This is a genomic window from Phytohabitans maris, assembly GCF_031085175.1.
GTDB classification, from domain to species: domain Bacteria; phylum Actinomycetota; class Actinomycetes; order Mycobacteriales; family Micromonosporaceae; genus Phytohabitans; species Phytohabitans maris.
The window spans coordinates 170,090-187,061 of the sequence record NZ_JAVHUY010000015.1; the positions used below are offsets into that span (position 1 = coordinate 170,090).

At 72.6% G+C, this 16,972-nt stretch carries 15 protein-coding genes and 1 pseudogene; 5 read left to right on the plus strand and 11 right to left on the minus strand.

What is annotated here, in order from left to right; translation table 11 throughout:
* Window position 1: 1 nt before the first annotated feature.
* Window positions 2-1,340: pseudogene (locus tag RB614_RS17975) on the plus strand (YibE/F family protein); the annotation flags it as partial.
* Here the strand turns inward: RB614_RS17975 and RB614_RS17980 are convergent.
* A complete protein-coding gene (locus RB614_RS17980; protein ID WP_308713677.1) occupies window positions 1,245-3,983 on the minus strand; it encodes a helix-turn-helix transcriptional regulator in 2,739 nt (912 codons plus the stop codon). The pseudogene RB614_RS17975 and the gene RB614_RS17980 sit on opposite strands and share 96 nt — an antisense overlap.
* Window positions 3,984-4,018: 35 nt before the next feature.
* On the minus strand, window positions 4,019-5,959 hold the full coding sequence (locus tag RB614_RS17985) for a PPC domain-containing protein (RefSeq protein ID WP_308713678.1): 1,941 nt from the start codon (window positions 5,957-5,959) through the stop codon (window positions 4,019-4,021).
* Between the two features lie 87 nt (window positions 5,960-6,046).
* On the opposite strand from RB614_RS17985, the gene RB614_RS17990 reads away from it, so the two are divergent.
* Window positions 6,047-6,229, plus strand: coding sequence for a hypothetical protein (locus tag RB614_RS17990; protein WP_308713679.1), 183 nt, complete (start codon window positions 6,047-6,049; stop codon window positions 6,227-6,229).
* A gap of 262 nt (window positions 6,230-6,491) precedes the next feature.
* Window positions 6,492-7,130 carry an SRPBCC family protein gene (locus RB614_RS17995; protein ID WP_308713680.1) on the plus strand — a complete coding sequence of 213 codons (639 nt, stop codon included), beginning with the start codon at window positions 6,492-6,494 and terminating at the stop codon, window positions 7,128-7,130.
* Here RB614_RS17995 and RB614_RS18000 read toward each other — a convergent pair.
* The gene (locus RB614_RS18000) at window positions 7,109-7,504 is read right to left on the minus strand and encodes an MmcQ/YjbR family DNA-binding protein (RefSeq protein ID WP_308713681.1); all 396 of its coding nucleotides are present in this window, start codon (window positions 7,502-7,504) and stop codon (window positions 7,109-7,111) included. The genes RB614_RS17995 and RB614_RS18000 overlap by 22 nt on opposite strands.
* A 200-nt stretch (window positions 7,505-7,704) precedes the next feature.
* On the opposite strand from RB614_RS18000, the gene RB614_RS18005 reads away from it, so the two are divergent.
* Window positions 7,705-8,283 carry a carboxymuconolactone decarboxylase family protein gene (locus tag RB614_RS18005; protein ID WP_308713682.1) on the plus strand — a complete coding sequence of 193 codons (579 nt, stop codon included), beginning with the start codon at window positions 7,705-7,707 and terminating at the stop codon, window positions 8,281-8,283.
* Here the strand turns inward: RB614_RS18005 and RB614_RS18010 are convergent.
* From RB614_RS18010 to RB614_RS18045, 8 genes are all read right to left on the minus strand, one after another.
* Entirely contained in the window at window positions 8,280-8,558 is a 279-nt protein-coding gene (locus tag RB614_RS18010; RefSeq protein WP_308713683.1) for a hypothetical protein, read from the minus strand. The two genes, RB614_RS18005 and RB614_RS18010, sit on opposite strands and share 4 nt — an antisense overlap.
* 480 nt (window positions 8,559-9,038) lie before the next feature.
* A complete protein-coding gene (locus tag RB614_RS18015; RefSeq protein ID WP_308713684.1) occupies window positions 9,039-9,347 on the minus strand; it encodes a cupin domain-containing protein in 309 nt (102 codons plus the stop codon).
* Entirely contained in the window at window positions 9,348-10,031 is a 684-nt protein-coding gene (locus RB614_RS18020; protein ID WP_308713685.1) for a GntR family transcriptional regulator, read from the minus strand. It abuts the gene before it with no gap.
* A 168-nt stretch (window positions 10,032-10,199) separates the two neighbouring features.
* Window positions 10,200-11,237, minus strand: coding sequence for an ABC transporter permease (locus tag RB614_RS18025; RefSeq protein WP_308713686.1), 1,038 nt, complete (start codon window positions 11,235-11,237; stop codon window positions 10,200-10,202).
* A gap of 83 nt (window positions 11,238-11,320) precedes the next feature.
* The gene (locus RB614_RS18030; protein ID WP_308713687.1) at window positions 11,321-12,394 is read right to left on the minus strand and encodes an ABC transporter ATP-binding protein; all 1,074 of its coding nucleotides are present in this window, start codon (window positions 12,392-12,394) and stop codon (window positions 11,321-11,323) included.
* Between the two features lie 85 nt (window positions 12,395-12,479).
* On the minus strand, window positions 12,480-13,292 hold the full coding sequence (locus tag RB614_RS18035) for a carbohydrate ABC transporter permease (RefSeq protein WP_308713688.1): 813 nt from the start codon (window positions 13,290-13,292) through the stop codon (window positions 12,480-12,482).
* Entirely contained in the window at window positions 13,289-14,137 is an 849-nt protein-coding gene (locus RB614_RS18040) for a carbohydrate ABC transporter permease (RefSeq protein WP_308713689.1), read from the minus strand. The genes RB614_RS18035 and RB614_RS18040 overlap by 4 nt, the downstream gene beginning before the upstream one ends.
* A complete protein-coding gene (locus RB614_RS18045; protein ID WP_308713690.1) occupies window positions 14,137-15,477 on the minus strand; it encodes an ABC transporter substrate-binding protein in 1,341 nt (446 codons plus the stop codon). Before RB614_RS18045 ends, RB614_RS18040 begins: the two co-directional genes overlap by 1 nt.
* A 137-nt stretch (window positions 15,478-15,614) precedes the next feature.
* Between RB614_RS18045 and RB614_RS18050 the strand changes: the two genes are divergently transcribed.
* Window positions 15,615-16,934, plus strand: coding sequence for a glycoside hydrolase family 18 protein (locus RB614_RS18050; RefSeq protein ID WP_308713691.1), 1,320 nt, complete (start codon window positions 15,615-15,617; stop codon window positions 16,932-16,934).
* Window positions 16,935-16,972 lie beyond the last annotated feature (38 nt).

Sequence of the window (16,972 nt, forward strand, 5' to 3'; positions counted from 1 at the left end):
ACGGCCCCGACCGGCCGCACCACCAGCGGGCCGGGCGCGTCGCGCTGATCGTGCTCGCCTGCGCGGCCGCGGTGACGATCGCGGCGATGGCGCTGCTCTGGCCGCGCGGCGACGTCGGCGGCGACCAGCCCCGCGACGAGGCGCAGGCCACCGGTGACGTGGTGGCGGTCACGACCGCGCCGTGCCCGCAGTCGCCGGACACCCCGCAGGTCGTGCCCTCCGGCGGCCCGCAGGAGTGCGGCACGGTCACTGTCAAGATCACCTCCGGCCCGGACGAGGGGAAGCAGATCGAGACCGACCTGCCCCGCGGCCCCGGCGCGCCGCAGATCAGCCTGGGCGACCGCCTCACGCTGGTCCACACCGAGGGTACGGCCAGCGGCGTCGACTACCAGATCCTCGACCACCAGCGGGGCACCGGGCTGTGGGTGCTCGGCGTCGCGTTCGCGCTCGCGGTCGTCGCGTTCGGCCGGCTGCGCGGGCTGGCCGCGCTGGGCGGTCTGGCGATCACGTTCGGGGTGCTGCTCTTCTTCATCGTGCCGGCGATCCTGGACGGGCGTTCCCCGCTGCTGGTGGCGGTCGTCGGCTCCGCCGCGATCATGCTGTCGGTGCTCTACCTGACGCACGGCTTCACGGTGCCGACGACCGTGGCGGTGCTCGGCACGCTCACCAGCCTCACGCTGACCGGCCTGCTCGCCGCCGCGTCCACCGCCGCGCTGCACCTGACCGGGGTCGGCACCGAGGAGACCAACTTCCTCACCATCACGTACTCCGACGTCAACATGCAGGGCCTGCTGCTGGCCGGCATCCTGATCGGGTCGCTGGGCGTACTCGACGACGTGGCGGTCACCCAGGCGGCCACGGTCAGCGAGCTCGCCCACGCCAACCCGGCGCTCTCCGCGATCCGGCTCTACCGGTCGGCGGCCCGGGTCGGCCGGGCGCACATCACCTCGGTGATCAACACGCTCGTGCTGGCGTACGCGGGCGCCTCGCTGCCGCTGCTGATCCTGCTCGCCGCCGGCAACGCCCGGCTCGGCGAGGCGCTCACCTCGCAGATGCTCGCCCAGGAGATCGTCCGCAGCGTCGTCGGCACGATGGGGCTGATCGCGGCGGTGCCGATCACGACGGCGCTCGCCGCGTTCGCCGCCACCCGCCGCCCCCGTCAGGCTCGCCGGCCCAAGCCGGCGCCGCCCACCGCGCCCACGCCGCGCCGCCGCCGTGGCATGGACGTGACCAGCGACGAGTGGCTAGCCCCGGCCGACGGCGCCGGCGACCTCCGTCCGGGACGACACGCCAAGCTTGCGGAGGATGTTGGAGACGTGCACGGCGGCGGTCTTCGGTGAGATGTACAGCCGGCGGGCCAGCTCGGTGTTGGTCAGCCCGTCGCTGATCAGCAGCGCCACCTCCCGCTCGCGCGGGGTCAGCGCGGCCGGCCCGGTGACCGCCGGTGCCGCGTCGGCCGGGGCGAGGCCGAGCACCGCCCGCGCCTGCTCCAGCTGGGCGACCCGCCAGCCGCCCCACCCGGCGAGCAGGGTCGCGGCTGCGTCGACCTGGGCGGTGGCCTCCTCGCGGCGGTCGGTGGCGAGCAGGCACCGTGCCGCGCCGAGCCGTACCGTGCCGCGGGTCGGCGGCGGCAGGATGTCCGCGTCCACGATGGACAGATACCAGGCGAGCGCCTCGGCGTGCCGGCCCCGCGCCTCGGCGACCTGCGCGTCGACCAGCGTGCGGTAGGCCTCCCAGCTCGTGCGGTCGGTCAGCCCGGCGGCCATCTGGTCCAGCCGCTCCAGGGGCAGCCCCAGCTCCAGCGCGGCGGAGACCAGGTCGTGCGCCTGGGCGCCGTTGCGCCAGCCCTGCGTGGCCATCTCGGCCAGCAGCGCGTCCAGAGTGGACTCGGCGGTGGCCCGGTCGCCGCGCCGGCAGGCCAGGTGGAACGTGAGGCCGAGCATCGAGGTCCGCGGCAGGCCCGGCACGGTGGCCAGCTCGGCGACCACCCGCTCGACGCTGTCCAGCTCGCCGGCCTCCAGGAGCAGCCCGGCGAGGAAGACGCCGTGGTAGTCGGCCCACCGGCCCCGGCGCAGAAAACCGCGGTCCTGCTCGCGCCCCTCCTCCAGGGCCTCGATGCCGGCCTTGAGGTCGCCGGCGCGCATGGCGAGGCGGGCCCGGCCCTGGAAGTACCCGGCGACGGCGACCGACTCGAAGCCGGCCCGCTCGGCGTCGGTGCGCATCCGCTCCAGCACCTCCGCGAACTCGGCCGGCGACTCGGGCGGCTCGCCCTGCACGAGGTTGCTCAGCGCCCGGGCGGCGAGCACCCACTCGCCGGCCTTCTCCGCCTCGTCGACCAGGCCGGAGAGGATCGCCCGCCCCTCGGCCGCCCGGGACGGCACCTCGACAAGCGCGGAACCCTTTTCCACCAGCGCGGCGAGCCGCACGCTCGGCAGGTCGAACTCGTCGGCGAGGGCCATCGCCCGCTCGGTCCAGCGCAGCGTGGCCGGCAGGTCGTCGCGGAGCATCGAGGACTGGGCCACGGCGGTCATCGCGCGGGCCTGGTCGGCGCCGGGCGGCAGCTCCTCGATCAGCGCCTCGATGCCCCGGGTCAGCTCGGCCATCTCGTCCCACTCCCGGGACTCCCAGGCGAGGCGGACCAGCAGGTAGTGCGACTCGGCCCGGTCGGCGGTGGAGGTGGCGACGTCGCGCCAGCGCCGCCCGTACCGCATGGCGTCGTCGAGCAGGCCGGCCAGCCAGGCGGCCCGGGCGGCGGCGGAGAGCAGCTCGGCGTCGTCGGCCGCCTCCTCCAGGCCCATCTCGGCGAGCTGGAGGGCCTGGTACGCGGAGCCGATCGACAGGTACAGCGCGGTGCCGCGGCGGGCGGCCACCACCATGTCGTCGTACCGCCCGGCGCCGCGGGCGTGGTGGGCGACCATGGCCGGGTCGGAGGAGCCGGCGCGCAGGAGCACGTCGAGCGCGGCCTCGTGCAGCCGCCGGCGCTGGCGGCCGAGCATCTGGTCGGCGATCGCCTCGCGAAACAGCGCGTGCCGGAACGCGAACTCGTCTTCGCCGGACTCGACCAGCACGCCCCGGGTGACCAGGTCGCGCAGCACCCGGACCATCTCGTCCTCGCTCGCGCCGGTGACGCCGGCGAGCAGGTCGAACGGGATGCGGTGGCCGAGCACCGCGGCCGCCTCCACGATCCGGTGGCTGGCCGGGTCGAGGTCGTCGGTCTGGCGGCGCAGCAGGTCGGCGAGGCTCCACGGCAGCGGCTGGTCGACCAGGTCGTCGAGCTGCTGGCCGGGCATGCTGCGCAGCAGCTCCTCCAGGAAGAACGGGTTGCCGCCGGTGCGGTGGTGCAGCGCGGTCGCCGCCCGCATCGGCACCGGCCCGCCGGTCGCGGCCGCGAGCAGCGTCGCGGTCTGCGACGGGGTGAGCCGGTCGAGCCGGACGTGCGTGACGGTGTGCCGCCGCTCCAGGCGGGCGAGCAGCCCGGCCACCGGCTGGCGGCGGGTCACCTCGTCCGGCCGGTAGGTGCCGAGGAGCAGCCGCGGCCCGCGCTGGTCGGCGATCCGCTCGAAGAGGGCCGCGCTCTCCGAGTCGGCCCAGTGCAGGTCTTCGAAGACGATCACGGCGGGGGAGTCGCCGACCAGGTCGGCGATGATCGCGAGGCCGGTGTGCAGCCGCTCGACCGGGCTGCGCCGCGGGTCACCGAGGGCGGCGAGCTGCTCCTCGTCGACCCCGGCCCGGCCGTCGATCGCGTCGAGCAGCACCTCGTACGGCCGGGAGAGCGAGCCCGGCTCGGCCTGCCCGACCAGCACCACGGTCTGCGCCGGCAGCGCGTCGAGCAGCTCCTGCACCAGGCGGGTCTTGCCGATGCCGGGCTCGCCGGCGACGACCGCCACCGCCGGGGCACGGGCGGACGCGAGCTGCGCCAAGCGGCGCAGCTCGCGCTCACGCCCGATCATCACCGGGCTGGCCCCACCCCGCACGGCTCGCACGAGGCCAGCGTACCGGCGGGTACCGACACGTTTTCCTAGCTGGTCACGCCGAAGACGATCCGGCCGAGGGTGTTCTCGGTGCCGGTGAAGCCCTCGCCGGGGTTGAAGGCGTCGTCGCCGAAGTCGACGTCGATGTCGTCCCCGGTGCCGCCGACCTCGTCCGGACCCACCGCGAACATGACCGGGAAGTTGCCACCCTGGTCCATGAGGTTGGGGATGTCGTTGAACTGGTCGACGTGCCAGTCGCCGAAGAAGTGCCCCGCCTCGTGCGAGATCACGTTGCCGAGCGCCCGCCCGACGAAGGCCACCTTGTCGCTGGCCGGCGTGATGTACGTGTTCAGCGACGCCTCGTCACCGGCCGGGTCGCTCAGCACGTCGAGCAGCACCAGCGCGGTCTCCTCGGTCTCGAAGTTACCCGGGTCGATGGTCTGCGCGATGCCGATCGTCGGTACGCCGGACTCGTCGATCGTGCCGCCGACCACGATGCGGCTCACGTTCGTCTGGCCGAACGTGTCCCGGTGGTCGCGGCTGTTCTTGATCTGGATCCGGAACCGCCCGTTGAGGCCGCTGGCGACCAGGTCCGACTTGAGGTTCTCCTCGACCGTGGCGAGCACGGCGTCGATCACCGCGTCCTCGTCGGCGCGGGTCAGGCCCCACCGGCCCAGGAACGCGCTGAACGGGCTCAGCGTCCGCACGCCCGGCCCGCCGAAGATGCCGGTGTTGAGCCGCGCGCCGTCGAAGTCCAGGAAGAGCGTCTGCACCGGCGGCGCCTCGCTCTCCAGCGTCGGCCGGTACGCCTCGACCGTGACGTCGTACGTGCCGCTGCCGGAGGTGACCGCGACGTAGTGCCAGCCGGCCTTCTCGGCCACGTAGTCGACGACCGCGTTGCCGCCGCCCGGCAGCGGGGTGCTGGCCGGGAAGATGTACGAGGCGTCCTGGGTGGAGCCCTGCACCTCGCGCGGCACCGTGTCGTACACGGACAGCAGCGTGGCGCCGCCGGTCACCGAGGCGCCGAGCACGTCGCCCTTGCGCAGCTTGACCGCGAAGAAGTCCACGTCCGCCTCGCCGACCAGGATCGTGACGCCGTACGCCCCCTCGCTCTGCGCGCCGGTGCCGCTGCCCGAGTCGAACGGGTCGTCCGGCAGGGTCAGGAAGCCGGCGACGAAGACGTAGTAGGTGCCGGCCTCGGTGAACTGGTACGTCATCAGGCTGTCGAAGCTGACCCCGTCGTCGTCGGCGGTGGCCAGGATCTCGCCCTCCGCGTCGAACAGCAGCAGGATCGAGTCGAGGTCGCTGTCGGCGGGCGTGTCGATGTCGACGGTGACGCTCTCGCCGGCCGCCGCGGTCAGCTCGTACACGTCGAAGTCGCCGGAGCCGGAGCCGCCGCTGCCGTGCGGCCCGTCGCCGACGGTGGCCGAGGTGGTGATGCCGTCGACGGTCTCGCCGATGCCGGTCTCGCCGGCGAGGGGGATCGAGCCGTCGTCCTCCGCGTTGGGCTCCACCTCGGTGGCGGAGACCTGCTCGGGTGAGAGCCTGCCGAGCACCCGGGCCTTCGGGTTCTGGCCGGAGTTGGTGCCGAAGCCGGCGGCCCGCTGCGCGGTGGCCGGGGTGTCGTTGGAGCCGCGCACGCCGTCCGGCTCGTCCTCGTCGACCACGATCGGGCTCGCCGCGGCCAGGGCCCGCGGCTGGGTGGCGCGCGCCTTGGCCCGCTCCTTGCCCTTGGCGGCCAGGTATCTGTCCCAGCCGGAGAGGTCGGCCGCGCCCGGGTCGGGCAGCAACGCCAGGTACGGGTTGGCCCCGGCCGGCTTGGCACTTGTCGCCTTGCCCTTGGCCGCCGCCTTCGGCGCGACCTGGAACCCGTTCGCGAGCGCCTCCTTGGTGTCCACGTCCGGTTTCGCCCGCGCGGATGCTCCGCCCGGAGCGAGCGTGACCGCCGCCAGTAGGCAGGCAGCAACCATCGCGATGGTTCGACGCATGGTCCTCCCCCTTCGATCCGGCGAGGCCCCCGCCCCACCGGCACGGGCGACCCTACCCACAATGGACGCGAATAGGTAGATCTATGAATGGCCGCCGCCATCCGCGGCGCGATCCGGGCGCACGGTGGCGCGCGCGGCGTCGCCGCCGACGTGGCCGCCGCCTACGGCGACCATCCCGAGACCGCCGTTCCGCGCCTGCGGTGGGTGCGGTGCGTCGTCGACCAGGTGTACGGAACACGGCCGATCTCCGCCACATCCGGGGCAAGATAGGCCACTACTGGTAGAAAGGACAGATCATGTTCGCTACGACGAAAGCGTTCAGCGGCTTCCCGGTCGGCGACATCGACGAGGCGGTGGACGAGCTCGGCGCGCGGGGCGTGTCGATGCTCCGGTACGACGGTTTCCCCGCAGGACGAGAAGGGCATCATGCGGGCCGAGGGGCCGCCGATCGCCTGGTTCGCCGACCCGGCCCGCAACGTGCTCTCGGTGCTGCAGCAGTCGTAGGTCGTACTCGCGCGAAGGATCTGGGGTCATGACAGACGTACTCGACGAACTCACCGCCGCCCGCCGCGAGGTGGGTACGGGACCGCTGCCGGCCGGTGAGGGCAGCACGGTGGTGCTCCGCCGGCGGTACGACGCCGAGGTCGAAGACGTCTGGGACGCCGTCACCACCCCGGAGCGGTTGAGCCGCTGGTTCCTGCCGGTCAGCGGCGACCTGCGGGTGGGCGGCACGTACCAGCTGGTGGGGAACGCGGCCGGCGAGATCCTGCAGTGCCAGCCGCCGCGCCTGCTGCGGGTCTCGTGGCTCTACGGCGAGGATGCCCCGCGCGGCACCAGCGAGGTCGAGGTGCGGCTGGCGCCCAGCCCGCTCGGCGGCACCGAGTTCGAGCTGACCCACACCGCGATCGTCGACGAGGAGTTCCAGACCAAATACGGTCCGGGCGCCACCGGCGTCGGCTGGGACCTCAGCCTCATGGGGCTCGCGCTGCACCTGGCCGGCGGCGGGATCGAGGACCCGGCCGAGTTCGAGGCGTCGGAGGAGGCCCGCGAGTTCAGCCGGCGCAGCGCCGAGGCCTGGGGCCGGGCCCACCTGGCCGCGGGCGCCGACCCGGAGCAGGTGGCGGCGGCGGTCGAGGCGACCACCAAGTTCTACGTGCCGGAGCCGGCCTGAAACTCCTTGGCCAGGCGCTTCGGCGCCCGCGCCAGCCAGGCCTCCACCAGCAGCTCGGCCAGCTCGGCCGGGTCGATGCGGTCGAGCTGGACCAGTACCGCCGGGAAGCCGTTGAAGTGCGGCGTCGTGAAGTACACGGCGGGGTCGTCGGCGATCAGCGCCTGCTTGGCCCCCTCGTCCGGCACCCGCGCGCAGAGGATCGGCCCGTCCGGGGCCGCGTCGCCGAGCGCGGCCAGGTCGCTCTTGCGCAGCGGCCGCTCCCAGACGAAGCCCTTCTCCTTGACCCGCCAGGTGAGGCGCCCCTCGCCGGACTCCGTCTCGTCGGTCTCCGGCAGCTCCAGCGCCAGCCGCCGTACGTCCTCCCAGTTCGCCATAGAGCCAACTCTAGGGTCCCGGGGTCTGGCTCTTGGATCTTCGACGGGCTGCGGCGGGCTCAGACGGCGGTGCGGCGGCACCGGGGCGGCCGCCGGGCCTTCGCCTCGCTCACACCGAGACCCAAGAGACAGACCCTGGGTTTATCGTCATAGGTGTATATATCCCTGGATGCCGGGCGCTGTCTGGAGGCGATGGCGTGGTGCGGATCGCACCGGTGGAGGAGCCGTTTCCACCGAAGATCGAGGCCTTGTTCGCGCGCATGATCCCACCGGGGCTGCCACCGCTGCGGGTGGCCCGCACGATGGCGCGCAACCGGGTGATGGCGCACGCGATGACCGAGTGGATGGGGTACGAGCTGAGCACCGCGCTCAGCGTCGACCTGCGCGCCCGCGAGATCATCATCGGGCGGACCTGCGCGCTCTGCGGTTGCGAGTACCAGTGGGGGCTGCACATGGCCGTCTGGGCCGAGCGGGCCCGCTTCACCGGGGAACAGATGCGCTCGCTCGCCCACGGCTCCAGCGCCGACCCCTGCTGGACCGAGCCCCGCGACCGCCTCCTGCTGGAGCTCGCCGAGCAGCTCCACGACGAGTCCGATGTGGACGACCGGCTCTGGGGCGAGCTGCGCGGGCACTTCGACGAGCACCAGCTGCTCGACCTGCTCGCGCTCTGCGGCTGGTATCACGCGGTGAGCTTCATCGTGCGGGCCGCCCGGGTCGAGCCCGAGCCCGGCCTCACCCGCTTCGCCGACGTGGCCACCCCTTCAGGGGTCGAGCGCTAGCGGAACGCCGTCGCGGTCCGGCCGCGCGGCGCCGGGACGCCCGACCCGGGGTAGGCCGACCGCACCACCTCGCGGGCCCAGCGCATGCGCGCCGCGGCCGCCTCGGGATGGTCGCCGAACTCCTGCGCCATCCGGGCCAGGCAGGCCCGCTCGCCGAGCCGGGAGATGGTGCGCGCCACGGCCGCGCGCACGTCGGTCGGGTCGGGGTGCTGCGAGCGTTGGAGGTCAGACGCGAAGAGCGCCTCGCACCTGAACGCCAGATCCAGCTGATACATGGCTACGTCCCACCAATGCGCCTTCCGTCATAACCTTCTGGCAACCAGAGTGTCGCCTCCAGGTATGACAGTTTCTCTATACACAAGAGGCGCGGCCGCACCGCCTCGTACGCCCGGAATTCGACACTTCCGCCCGGACTTCCCAAGATCGCGTTTGCTCGCTATGCTCCGAAACCGAGTTTTGATCACTTATCAAACTTTGGAGCGGAATCGTGGGCAACCGGAAGACCACCGGAGATGGCGGCGGCGCGGGGGAGACCCTGCTGGTCGGCGGGCTGCTGCTGGCGTTCGCGGTCCTGGTCGGCGCGCTGCTCTACATCGCGTTCGCCTGAGCCGGGCCTCACGCCCGAGGCGAAGCGCCCGCGCCCGCCTCAGGCGGCCTCGCGCCCGCCTCAGGCGGCCTCGCGCCCGCCTCAGGCGGCCTCGCGCCCGCCTCAGGCGGCCTCGCGCCGAGACCAAGGCCGGGATGGGAACGGCCGGCTACCGGGTCTTGAGCTCGACGATGCGGGCCACGTACCGCGTCTCGCCCACATTGGTCAGCGTGTGGGTGTCGCCGGCCGGCCGGAAGACCACGCTGCCGGTCGGCTCGGGCGCGTCGCGGAGCTGGCCGTCGACGGTCTCGACCAGGTTGATGGCGCCCTCGACCGCGATCACCAGGTACGGGTGCTCGTGGTGGTGCAGCGCCTGCGTCTCACCCGGCCCCAGCATCACCTGCCAGACCCGGACCAGGTCGTTTTCCAGGATGATCCGGTAGCCGACCGGGCCGAGCTCGGGCTGCTGCTGGGTCACCTAGGCGTCCTTCTCGTCGAGCCGGGTCATCTTCTGGATGACGCGGGAGCGGGAGTTGTGGATGTGCACACGCAGCGCCTCGGCCGCCGCCACCGCGTCGCGGGCCATGCAGGCGGCGAGGATCGCCTGGTGCTCGCGGTGCCGCTCGGCCGCCGCCTCGGGGCTGCGGGTGCCGGCGAACCGGTACCGCTCGCTGTTTTGCCACACCGGCTCCAGCGCCCGCAGCAGCCAGCGCGAGCCGGCCGCGGCGTAGATCGCGAAATGGTAGTCGGTGTGCGCCTGGCGCGCCGCCGCCTGGTCGCCGAGCTGGCTGGCGCTGACGTGCCGGTCGAGCGCGGCCCGCGCCTTCTCGGTGTCGCGGTCGGTGAAGCGCGGCGCCGCCCGCTCGATCGCGGTGATCTCCAGCAGCAGCCGCATCTCGTGGGTGTCGTGCGCGTCGTCGAGCGTGAGCTCGCGGACCCACGCGCCCTTGTGCGGCACGACCTCGACGAGGCCGAGCGACTCCAGCCGCCGGATCGCCTCCCGCACCGGCATCATGCTCATGCCGAGGCTCTCCGCGAGATCGGTGAGACGCAGCGCGGAACCGGCGGCGAGATCGCCGGCCAGGATCGCCTCGTGCAGCTGCGCGGTGGCGGCGTCGGCGAGCGTCCGGTGAGTGGGGGGTGCCGGCCGGCCCGTCGGCATCGAGCCTCCTCGAACAAAGCAATTATCAGAACGCGAGTTGTCGCGCACTGCCAAGCGGCCCGATGCTACATCATGGCGGGCCGGAAAGATCCTGACCGCAGCCCGCCAAGATCCCGCCCGGGCCGGATCGAGCCAGCCCGGGCGCGGGATCCACTGTGACCCTCCGCTTTAGACAGTGCTCCTCACCTGGTCGGCGGCGGGCTCCGGCGCCGCCGGTGCGGTCCGGGCGGCGGTCCGGCCGCGGCCCAGCGCCACCAGTACGAGGCCGACGATCGCGTACGCGGCCAGGATCCAGGCCGCCGTCGCACCGCCGGCGCCGTCGAAGTACGCCGTCGAGCGCAGCAGCGTCCCACCCGCGCCGACCGGCAGCCACTGGCCGATCTCGCCCCACGGCTGGGGGAGCAGCTGGGGCGCGGCGGCGACGCCGGAGAGCGCGTTGCCGGCCAGGAAGATCACCAGTGCGCCCAGCCCGACGCCCGGCTCGCCGAACACCGCGGCCAATCCGGTGACCGCGCCGGCGACGCCGAGCGTGAAGAGCCCGATCGCGGCGGCGTTCAGCAGGTACTCCCCGGGGATCACGCCGAGCCAGAACTGGAGTACGGCGGCGGAGGTGAGCCCGGCCAGCACCGCGTACCCGAGCAGGCCGGCCAGGCGCGGACCGCGCCCCCGGGCGGCGAAGTAGATCCCGATGCCGGCCAGCAGCGAGGTGATCGCGAGCGGCAGGAAGCCGCTGGCGAAGCCGGTGCCCCGCGGGTCGTCCGGGTCCAGCGGCACCACCTCGACGGTGCGCACCGGCTGGCCACCGTTCAGCTGCGCGGAGGCCTGGGTGAGCAGCGTCGCGACGGTGGGGCTGGCGGCCGGCGCGGTGTGCAGCGTGAGCCCGTCCGGGCCGACCACGAAGGCCGCGTACGCGTCGCGGTCGCGCAGGGCCTCGTCGGCCGACGCGGCGTCCGGGAGCGTGGTGACCTCGAACGCGCCGGGGCGGGCCGACTCGAGCTGGGCGGCGAAGCCCTGCGCGGCGGGCGCCGGGCCGGCGACGACCACCGGCAGGTCACGCGGGTCGAGGTTGGCCGCGGGGGCGCTGAACAGGGGAACGAGCAGGGCCTGCAACGCGACCACGCCGACCGCGATCACCAGGGCGAGAGCGGCGGGCGAGGGGCGGCGGCGGGCTGGCGTGCGGGTGGTGCCATCTCCCGGCTGTGCCATGTCGACTCCTCAAAACGAACACTCATTCTCTATATGCCCAGGCTTCCACCGCACCCGGTCACTGTCAAGAACGAGCATTCGTTTTACGCGTCGAGGGCCAGGCCGGATTCGGGGTCGTAGAAGCGCAGGGCCGCCGGCTCGGCGCGGAGGTGCACCCGCGCATCGGGCGCGGCGGGGAAGGTGGCCGGCGCCTGGACCTTGAGCTGCTCGTCCGCCAGGCGCACCGTCAGCAGGAGCGCGGCGCCGGTCGGCTCGACCACCTCGATCCGCGCCGGGACCCAGCCGGCCGCCGGTTCGGTCGCGACCTGGATGTTCTCCGCGCGGACGCCGACCACGACGTCGCGACCCTCCCATGTGGACAGGTGGTCGGGCGCCTGGAGCGAGGCGTCGCCGACCGCCAGCGCGCCGCCGCCGACCCGGGCGGTGAGGAAGTTCATCGGGGGCGAGCCGAGGAAACCGCCGACGAACCGGTCGGCCGGGCGGTCGTACACCGCCAGCGGCGCGCCGAGCTGGGCCACCCTGCCGTCCCGCATCACCGCGACCCGGTCGCCGAGCGACATCGCCTCGGCCTGGTCGTGCGTGACGTACAGCGTGGTGGTGCCGAGCTGGCCCACGATCCGCTTCAGCTCGGCCCGAAACTGGAGCCGCAGCAGCGCGTCCAGGTTGGACAGTGGCTCGTCCATCAGCAGCACCGCCGCGTCGACCACGATCGCCCGGGCCACCGCGACCCGCTGCCGCTGGCCGCCGGAGAGCTGGGCCGGGTACCGGTCCAGGTACTCCTCCAGGTGGAGCAGCTCGGCGGCCCGCTTGACCCGCCGGTCGAACTCGTCCCTGGGCACCTTGCGCATGGTGAGGCCGAAGCCGATGTTCTGCCGCACCTTCATGTGCGGGAAGATCGCGTACGACTGGAAGACCATCGACAGGCCGCGCTGGCGCGGCGGCAGGTAGGTGACGTCCCGCCCGCCGATGCTGACCGTGCCGCTGTCCGGCGTCTCCAGGCCGGCGACCATGCGCAGCAGCGTGGTCTTGCCGCAGCCGCTCGGCCCGACCAGCACCAGGAACTCCCCGTCGGCCACCTCCAGCGACACGCCGTCGGTGGCCCGCCGGTCACCCCCGGCGTAGGTCTTCACCAGGTTGTAAACAACAACGGAACTCACCTGTGCCTGCCTTTCGTTCGCGACTGCGGGGCTCGCATGCCGCCCGCCGCCGAAGCCGCGGGCCGTAGAAGCTCACTCCTCGCGCTCACCGGAGCGTCGTCCCCCACATGTTCAGCAGATAGCGCCGCATCACGGCGATGAAGACCAGCGCCGGCAGCACCAGCGCGAGGCCGCCGGCGAACCGGTACGCCAGCGGCGAGTCGGCGAGCGTGGTCAGCACCTGCGCGGGCAGCGTGCGCTGGTTGAGGGTCAGCACGGTGGCGCCGAGCACCTCGTTCCAGGAGAGCATGAACGCGAACATCGCGGCCGCCGCGATGCCCGGCAGCGCCTGCGGCGCCACCACCCGCAGGAACGCCTGCACCGGCGACGCCCCGAAGATCATCGCGGCCTCCTCCTGCTCGTGCGACACGCCCACGAAGATCGCCGCGGTGATCAGCACCGTCGTCGGCAGCGCCAGCGCGGTGTGCAGGAGCATCACCGCGTACGTCGTGTCGTAGAGCCCCGCGTCCAGGAAGATCCGGGCCAGCGGCACCGAGAGCACGACGATCGGCAGCGCCCGGGTGAGCAGCAGGAAGAGCTGGTACGTGTCCCGGCCGCGGAAGGCGTACCGGGCCACCGCGTACCCGGCCGGCACGCCCACGAGCAGCGCCAGCACCACCGTGCCCAGCCCGACGGTGAGCGAGTTGAGAAAGCCGCCGGTCACGCCGGTCGAGCGCAGGAACGTCGACATCGTCTCGGTCGACGGTTCGGTCGGCAGCAGCGGGAGCGGGAAGCGGTTGAGCGAGGCGCGGCTGGAGAGGGCGGCGAGGGCGATCAGGTACAGCGGTACCCCCATGAAGAGGGTGATCGCGACGCAGGCTGCCTGGACCGCGGCGCGCTGCCAGCGACGGCGCCTCATCTCGCGGCCGTCCGGTCGCGCAGCAGCCGCAGATAGCCGGCGGCGGCCAGCATCGACACGGCCAGCACCACGAGCGCGATGGCGGTGGCGACGTTGGGGTTCTGCAGCACGTTGTACCACTGGTAGGTCTCGCCGACGAGCAGCGGCAGGCTGCGGCCGGTGAGCGCCTGCGCGACCGCGAACGTCTCCAGCGCCAGGATCGTGCGCAGGATCAGCGCGACCTGCAGGCTCGGCCGCAGCTGGGGGAGGACCACGTGCCGCAGCCGCTGCCAGTACGTGGCGCCGAAGACCGCGGCCGCCTCGTCGTAGTCCTTCGGGATGCCCTGCAGCCCGGCGACCACGATCACCAGCACCAGCGACGTCGAGCGCCACAGCTCGGCGACCACCACGGCCAGGAACATCGTGGTCGTGTTCTGGTACGACAGCCAGGCGTAGCCGTCGACGCCGAGGTGGTCCAGGACCGAGTTGAGGTAGCCGCGGTCGGCGAAGACCGAGAGCCACACCAGGCCGGCCGCCAGGTCGCTGATCGCGAGCGGGATCACCCAGACGTAGAAGTGCAGGCCGGCGAGGCGTGGCCGCTCGCGCAGCAGCAGCGCCATGGTCAGCGCGAACGCGAACTGGATCGGGATCAGCACCACGATGAGCAGCCCGGTGTTGCGCACGGCCGGCCAGAAGTACGGGTCGTCGAGCATCCGCCGCACGTACCCGAGGGTCGGCCCGTCCGGCCCGCTGAACGCCTGGCCGACGCCGACGACGAGGGGCCAGGCGAACAGCGCGGTCATCACGACCAGCGACGGCGCGATGAGCAGCACCGCCGCCGGTACGCGCGCCCGTTTACCGGTCATCAGGCCACCCGGCAGGGGGAGCCGGCGGGGTCGGGGCGCCAGCAGGCCACCTTGAGCTCGTCGAGGATGACGTTGAGCTGGGTGGCCTGCGCGTCGAGTACCCCTTGGACCGGCTTGCCGTCGAGGCAGATCTCCTTGAACGCGTTCTTGAAGATCTGGCTCACCTCGCCGTCGCGGGCGCCGACGCCGACCGGTGGCAGCGACACGATCGCGTTCGCCGCCTCCTGCTGCGCCTTCACGGCGGCGGCCTCCAGGCTGACCGCGCCGGGCAGGTCGGTCGGGAGCTGGGCGTTGGTGACCGGGAAGAACGCGTTCTGCCGCAGCACGTCGACCTGAACGTCGGCCGTGGTGAGCGCCGTGACGACCGCCTTGGCCCGGTCGGCCTCGGGCGCCCCGTCGGGTATCCCGAGCCCGGCGACGACCAGCATGTAGCCGAGGCCCTTCGGCCCGCTCGGCGCCGGCACCATCACCCAGTCGTCGGGCTTGTCGCCGGGCGCGTCGCGCAGCCGGGCCACGTGGTCCCAGGCGACCAGTACCTCGCCGCGCTGCAGCGGCTCCTGCATGCCGTCGTAGTTGGTGGAGGCGGGCACGGTCTGCGCCCACAGCTGCTTCATGTACTGCCAGGCGGTCACCGCGTCCGGGCTCCGGAACGTCGTGACCTGCCCACCGGTGAAGCTGGGCAGCAGGAAGCCCTGGAAGAACCGGTGGTAGAGCCCCTTCGGGCCGGCCGGGATGCCGAAGACCGGCTTGTTGCCGTTCGCCTGGCGGGCCGCGGTCAGCCAGCTGAGCAGCTGGTCGTAGCTGAGCTTTTGCACGTCGGCGCCGCTGGGCAGCCACTGCAGGGCCTTCTTGTTGACGGCGAGGACGTACGTGGCCTGCATCCACGGCACGTACTTCGTCGTACCGCCGGAGAGCTTGGCCAGGTCGGTGAGGTCGGTGGCGAAGCCGCGGTCGCCGAGCGAGCCGAGCAGGTCGTCGAGGTCGGCGAGGCGGCTGGCGTGCGGGGCGAGCTCGCCGTGCAGCCCGCCGACGAGACTGAGCTGCACCTTCCCGGCGTCCACCTGGGACTGCACGGTGGTGGCGAAGGCGCTCGGGTCGACCGCGTTGAACGCGACCTTCTGCCCGGTCACCCGGTCGCCGAGGATCTTTTCGAAGCGCTGTCTCTCCTCGACCTGCGTGAACTGGGTGGAGAGGAAGTTGACCGACCCCTCGCCCCCGTCCGCGCCGCTGGTCGAGACGCCGCCGCAGGCGGTCAGCGCGGGTGCCGCGGCGACGCCCAGGCCCAGGCCGAGCAGGCCGCGACGGGAGAGTCCGGAGTGGAGCTTTATGCGGTTCGTCATCGTTACTCCCCAGGTACTGATGTCGGCACCGTTACGTGAGAGTTAATGTATTTGATCCGCCGGCACTTCACCGGATTCGAATGCGTAACTATGCGGGTGTCTTGTCAGAACAGGAAGGAATCCTTACTGTTCTGCGCATGCGCAGACTGCTCGGCGTCGCCATAGCCATGACCACCGTTCTCGCCGGCGCGGCCGCGGCTCCCGCGTCCGCCGGCGCCAGTGCCCACCGGGACGGCTTCGTCCGGGTCGGCTATTTCACCCAATGGGGTATCTACGGCCGGGCGTTTCCGGTCAAGAAGCTCGACACGTCCGGGGCGGCGGGCCGCCTCACCCACATCAACTACGCGTTCGGCAACGTCAGCGAGGACGGCCGCTGCTATGTGGACGGCGGGCCGGGCGAGGGCGACGCCTGGGCCGACTACCAGCGCCCGGTGCCCGCGCAGGAGAGCGTCGACGGCGTCGCCGACGCCTGGGGCGAGCCGCTCAACGGCAACTTCGGCCAGCTGCGGAAGCTCAAGGCCAAGCACAAGAACCTCAAGGCGCTGATCTCGCTCGGCGGGTGGAGCTGGTCGACGTACTTCTCCAACGCGGCGCTCACCGACGCCTCGCGCAAGAAGTTCGTCGCCTCCTGCGTCGACCTGTACCTCAAGGGCAACCTGCCCAACCCGGACGGCAGCGCCGGCGGGCCGGGCTCCCTCGCCGGCGTCTTCGACGGCATCGACCTGGACTGGGAGTGGCCGGGTGCAGGCGGCGAGCCGGGCAACGTGGTACGTCCCGAGGACAAGCGGAACTTCACGCTGCTGCTCGCCGAGTTCCGCCGGCAGCTCGACGCGCTCGGCAAGAAGGACCGCAAGCACTACGAGCTGACCGCGTTCGTACCGGCCGCGCCGGCCACGATCGACGCCGGCTTCGAGGTCAAGAAGATCTTCAAGTACCTGGACTTCGCGACCGTGCAGGGCTACGACTTCCACGGCACCTGGGAGCTGCGGGCCAACCAGCAGTCCGCGCTGCGGGTACCGGCCGGCGCGCCGGACGACCCGGACTTCTCCGCCGACTCCACCATCCAGGCGTGGCTCGACCGGGGCGCGCCGCGCCGCGAGCTCGTGCTCGGCATCCCGTACTTCGGGCGCGGCTGGACCGGCGTGACCGGCGGGCGGGACGGCCTCTTCGGCACCGCGACCGGGCCGGCGCCGGCCACGTTCGAGGCGGGCAGCGAAGACTACAAGAAGCTGAAGACGCTCCCCTCGGCCGGCTTCACCGTCCACCGCGACCTGCGGGCCGGGCACGCCTGGCTCTGGGACGGCAGCACGTTCTGGACGTACGACGACCCGGCCGTGGTGCTGCAGAAGACGCTCTACATCCGCACCCGGGGGCTGGGCGGCGCGATGGTCTGGTCGCTGGACGGCGACGACGACAACGCCACGCTCACCCGCACCATCCACTTCGCCCTGCGCTAGCTCTCGGCCCGTGATCGAAGCTCCCCTCAAGTCGCTAG